The sequence below is a fragment of the Endozoicomonas sp. genome (assembly GCF_031844845.1).
Lineage (GTDB): Bacteria > Pseudomonadota > Gammaproteobacteria > Pseudomonadales > Endozoicomonadaceae > Endozoicomonas.
Genome location: NZ_JAVRMB020000311.1, coordinates 1 through 5,319, shown reverse-complemented (window position 1 = coordinate 5,319; position 5,319 = coordinate 1). Strand labels below are relative to the sequence as shown.

Here is a 5,319-nt window from a genome sequence, read left to right as displayed (position 1 = left end):
ACTGGGGTCAGGTCTTTCTTCTTGAATAACCATCGTCGTAGGTTACTATTTGCGATATGAAAGACCTGACTATTCCGATTTTAAGCTGAAAAATTATAACCGATTTTTATTTTTCAAGAAGAAAGACCTGACCCCAGTTTTCTAAGCTGAAAAATTATAACCGATTTTTATTTTTCAAGAAGAAAGACCTGACCCCAGTTTTCTTGCAAGAAGAAAGACCTGACCCCAGTTTTCTTTTGGACCCCAGTTTTTGACCCCAGTTTTCTCCCTGTGGATGGATCCTGTACAATCCCTGTACAGGATGACAGCGGAGTTGATCGGTAATAGAGGAAAACTGGGGTCAGGTCTTTCTTCTTGAAAGACAAAAATCGGTTATAAATTTCAGCTTAAAATCGGAATAGTCAAGTCTTTAATATCGCAAATAGTAACCTACGACGATGGTTTTTCAAGAAGAAAGACCTGACCCCGGTTATGCGGTTATGTGACCCCGGTTATGCAACGGTTATGCAAGAAGAAAGACCTGACCCCGGTTATGTTTATGTTATGACGGGCGGTAGCGTGATTTTTGGTTAGCCGAAAGCTTAGGTTGACACAATGCAAAAAGAAAGACCTGACCCCAGTTTTTCAAAATGGTAGATGGCGATTGGTTCCCTTCGGGAACCAATCTACGCTGAGAGGCTCGTTTTTGAGTTTTGCGACAGCCTCGCTCCAGCGTGGGAATGAGCAGAAATGAATAGGATTACAGTTATGCTAGCCAATGCTTTTTATGGAAAAGCTGAAACGGCACTCATCACCCGGTTTCATTCGTATCTTTTTCTCCTTGCGCCACATTAACCGTGACAGTCCACAGGCAACCCCTTCCTGCTGGTAATCGATGTTCAGAGTGATTCTGTCCCTTCTGGGCAGCTCATGAATATGTCTGGCATTTTCCAGGTCTTCCAACGTGTAGGGCCAGGCGCTGAAGTTCAGCAGATGTGCTGACTTCGAACGAATCTCAATCCCATTGCCATCTTTATCCTGCAGGCGAGCCCAGCGAACATCAGTTTTGTTGCCGTTTTCCTGGGGTCGGACATAGTCGTGAATCACTTCTTCGATATCGCCCTGATAGATACCAATGGGGTAGCCCGACTTACGATCCATCATGGATTCTTCCGGTCCACGGCCAAACCAGCTGATATTTCTGAAACAGGAAGATATAGAGGTTTGCAAACCGACCCGCTGAATAAATTTATTGGGTGTGAAGCTATAATCCACCTGCACCTCACCGTCTGGGTAAACCGTATAATTCATTATCAGGGGTGTTTTGCCATTTTTTATCTTCAGGCTGGTCTGAACCAGAACCGAGTCGGATCGTTCGGACAGTTTGAAATCGGTTAACTGTCGTGTAGAAGCCGCTGTTTTCCAACGGAACCACGGGCAGCAGAGCTTTCGCATAAACTCTGGCATATTGAAAATAGCCAGCAGATCATAAACGTCCGAGTCGATAGGAGCCCGCCAGAAATTGGGCAGCAGAGGCTTATCCAGATAGCAGGTGTCATTGCTTACATACTGCTCAAAAGCACCATTTTCAGCATTAAAGGAGCAACTGAAGTTCTGTCCTTCAACCAAAACCCTGTTGCCTGTTCTGGACGCTTTGAGTGAGCCCTTTCTTTTCGGTTGTTCAGGCTTTGCTGTCGAAGGAATACTAACTTCAAACTGATCCCAGGCCACCGGATAGCCTTTTTCAGCCCAAAGCGTCGACTCTTTCAGACAGTAGCTGACTTTCAGGTGGAATTCATTGCCTGCCAGCCCTTCCATTGAAACAGGCAGGGTATATTCGGCTGTTCTCCGGGGGGCAACCTCTGGTGCATCGATCTCACCCAGTTGAACCACACGACCATCCGCAGTCAGCTCCCACTTTATGGAATAATGCCGTGTATCTTCAAACCAGTTTTTATTCTGCAGTTTGAGCCGTCCCTCTTTCAGTTCTACCGGTATGGACGATACGGGACGGTAGGACTGCTTGATCTGAATAGCATGGGGGTGAGGCTTTCGGTCAGCGGTAAACATACCGTTACCAAGTACATGGGCATGGTTGTCCTCATCGTCAAAATCACCGCCGTATTTCCACAGGCTACGTCCCGAGGTGTCCTTCACAATCAGGTTTTTGTCAACAAAGTCCCAAATATAGCCACCGGCAGCGTTAGGGTAATTTTCAAATATTTCTATAAACTCATCGAACTGTCCGACGCTGTTACCCGTGGCATAGGCATATTCACAGATTAATACCGGCAGGTGATTGTATTGCTCCGGTTTAATAGTGCGTTTGCCACCAGCCCCCTGCAGTGTCAGTTTGTCCTTGCCCTCAACCATTTTTCGCAGACGTTCGGGTGGCGGGTACATAGAGCTGAGTACATCAGTGACCTCCTGTTTATAGTCACTTTCGTAATGAATAAAACGTGTGCTGTCTATGTCCAGCGCGGCCTTTTTCATAGCGTGGAAGTTTTCCCCACCAGCCGCTTCATTACCCAGAGACCAGCAGAAAATAGAGGCATGGTTTTTATCCCGATGAACCATATTCTCTATCCGGTCCACCATGGCTGCCCGCCAGTCGGGATAGGTGCCGGGAAACTGTTTGGCAGAGTTACCGTGGGATTCCAGATTGGCCTCATCCATTACATAAAGGCCATACCTGTCGCACAACTCGTAAAAATAAGGTTGGTTAGGATAATGTGAGGTACGGACTGAGTTAATGTTGTACTGCTTTATCAACTTTACATCCTGTTCCATCAATTCACGAGTGATGGTCTGGCCTTTTTGAGGGTCGCTTTCATGGCGGTTTACGCCTTTGAAAATAACCCGCTGGCCATTCACTTCAATGGTGTTACCAACAATCTCGATTTTTCTAAAGCCAAAGGTACGCTTGAAGACCTCTATTTCGCATCCACTTCCATCTTCAAGACTGACGGCCACTGTATAGAGATAAGGAATTTCAGCAGACCATTTGTAGGGTTTTTCAACGGTGAATAAGCAGTTGACTGTTTGCTCCCGGGTCGTTTCAACTGAGACTGACTGGTGAACGGTTTGGATTTCCTGATTTTGAGCATCAAGCAGTTTCAGCTTAAGCTTGAGGTTATCAGCCTTTGAACCAGTAAAGTTCTTTAGAGAGAAGTCAGCCAGAAATTCAGCATTTTCAAGCCTGTCATCAAACTCACTGCGGAAATAGAAATCACGAATATGGACGTTGGGTGTTGTATAAAGATAAACATCCCTGAAGATACCGGACATATACCACATATCCTGATCTTCCAGATAGGCTCCATCGGAATAGCGATAGACTTCCACCGCCAGACGGTTTTCACCTTTAACCAAATAGGGGGTGATATTGAACTCAGCCGGAGTCATGGAGTCTTGACTGTAGCCAACTTTTTCGCCATTTACCCAGATGTAAAAGGCTGTTTTAACACCGCCAAAGTGAATAATGACCTGCTGATCCAGCCACTCTTCCGGAACAGTAAAGGTTCTGGCGTATGAACCCACCTCGTTATACTCCGGATCAATCATCGGGCCCTTTTTCTTATCAAACCCCATACCCTTTATCTTTCCGGCCACCTTATAGTGAGGCAGTCCACAGCCCTGCAGCTGCCAGTGGCCAGGTACTTCAATATCCATCCAGCCATTGACGTCATAATCTGCCTGAAAAAAGTTTCCGGGACGTTGTGAGGGGCTCCGGGACCAGCAGAACTTCCAATACCCATTCAGGCTCTGATACCAGGGGGAAGGGTTACCGTTGTCCAGTCTTTCCATATTGGGAAAGTACTCTGCTGTGGCATGAGGCCGCTCTTTATTGATTGCAAATACTTCGGGGTTTTCCAATTCACTCACCGACATAAACGGCAACTCCTGTGAAATAAAGTTTTCACAATAATAAGTTGACCCTCCTTATTCTTTCTTGTCCTATTCAGGCTTTAACTTATCAATTTGTTGCAAACTCTTACGTTGCCACCATGAATTCACCACTGGTCAAAGCGGCAAGGAGTGTCTATGACTACTTCTGCCACCATAATTCAGAAGCCGAACTGGTCGACAGTTTTCGACAGCTTTATGCAAGCCCTTCTGACGGTCCTGATTTAGCCACCATACTGACCGAGCTGAAAAAACAGCCGGGATTTCCGGATTTTATTGATCGCTGGCAGTTGATCATGTCCCGCCCCGGGTTGCCAAGCGAACAGCAGGCCACTGAGTTTTTACGACAGCTGGCCAGCAGCATTGAAGATGACCGGCGGATATTCCAGCACCATAATGTCGCCAGCCATGAGCGAAGGGCCAAAGGAAGCTGGCAGGATGCCCATACCTGTCGACCGGACAAAAAGTCAGGCTGGATGTTACACATCACCCGCAAAGGGGCGGGGTATTATAATTTTATTCGTTCAGAGGTCCACACTGAGCCTGGTGATATGGTGCTGTTCAGCCCGGATTCCTATCAGGAATATCGTCGCTCACAGAGCTGTGAGGAGTGGCACTACAACTGGGTGCAATTCCAGAATAACAGTCAGCTGAATGATCTCCTTAACTGGCCCGAATTGGCTCCTGGTATCCACTTCTGCAAGGTAACAGACCCAAAAACCCGAGAGAGAATTGAAGTTGCTGTCGACCTGCTGATTAAGCAGGGCTGGTCAACAGACCCGGAAGAAATACGTATTCGCGGTGTCTGTATTGAATTCTTGATGCGACGCTGTTATCAAGCCATTGAGGCCTCCGGTTCATACCAGATTGACACCAGAACCAGGGCAGCCATGCAATTTATTGAAGACCACCTGTTTAGCCACATCAATATAGAAATGATTGCAACTGCTGCAAGTCTGTCCCCTTCAGCCCTGACCAGACACTTCAAAAAAGAAGTTGGTGCTACCGCCATGCAATGGCGGGAAGAGAAAAGAATCACTGTCGCCTGTCAGAAACTGATTAATGGCAACAGACGTATGATTGAAATCGCTGAAGAGCTGGGCTACGCCAACCAGATGTATTTTACCCGATGTTTTCGTCGCCATATGAAAATGACACCAACAGAGTTTCGCAGAAAACACCGGTAACAGTTCAATTGAACGAGACTGAGGCGCAATCCCGCTCCCTTTAGGGGCGGGTCAAGCCGAGACTACTTTCTTTTTCTATCCGTATAACCGAAATCCAATTATTATTAACCTTCCATGTAACCAAGAAATATAAAAATGCTCCAGGGTATCCGACTCAAAGCCAATCCCACAAACAGGCAAAAACTTATTTTGTCTCAGTGGATGGGCTGTGCTCGGTTTATCTGGAATGGAAAGTGTGACGAAGACC

Annotated in this window: 3 protein-coding genes; 2 read left to right on the top strand and 1 reads right to left on the bottom strand. The window is 46.6% G+C overall.

Features of this window, described 5'->3' with window-relative positions:
* Positions 1-750: 750 nt before the first annotated feature.
* A complete protein-coding gene (locus RM811_RS17250; RefSeq protein WP_402526834.1) occupies positions 751-3,870 on the bottom strand; it encodes a glycoside hydrolase family 2 TIM barrel-domain containing protein in 3,120 nt (1,039 codons plus the stop codon).
* Between the two features lie 116 nt (positions 3,871-3,986).
* On the opposite strand from RM811_RS17250, the gene RM811_RS17245 reads away from it, so the two are divergent.
* Positions 3,987-5,072 (top strand): helix-turn-helix domain-containing protein, encoded by a 1,086-nt coding sequence (locus RM811_RS17245; protein ID WP_402526833.1) that lies wholly within the window; start codon positions 3,987-3,989, stop codon positions 5,070-5,072.
* Positions 5,073-5,207: 135 nt separating this feature from the next.
* A partial coding sequence (locus tag RM811_RS17240) for a helix-turn-helix domain-containing protein (RefSeq protein WP_402526836.1) occupies positions 5,208-5,319 on the top strand: 112 nt, incomplete at its 3' end.

What these genes read in the sequence shown, in the direction of transcription:
- RM811_RS17250 (WP_402526834.1), bottom strand. Translation starts at nt 3,870, where the DNA reads ATGTCGGTGAGTGAATTGGAAAACCCCGAAGTATTTGCAATCAATAAA.
- RM811_RS17245 (WP_402526833.1), top strand. Translation starts at nt 3,987, where the DNA reads ATGAATTCACCACTGGTCAAAGCGGCAAGGAGTGTCTATGACTACTTC.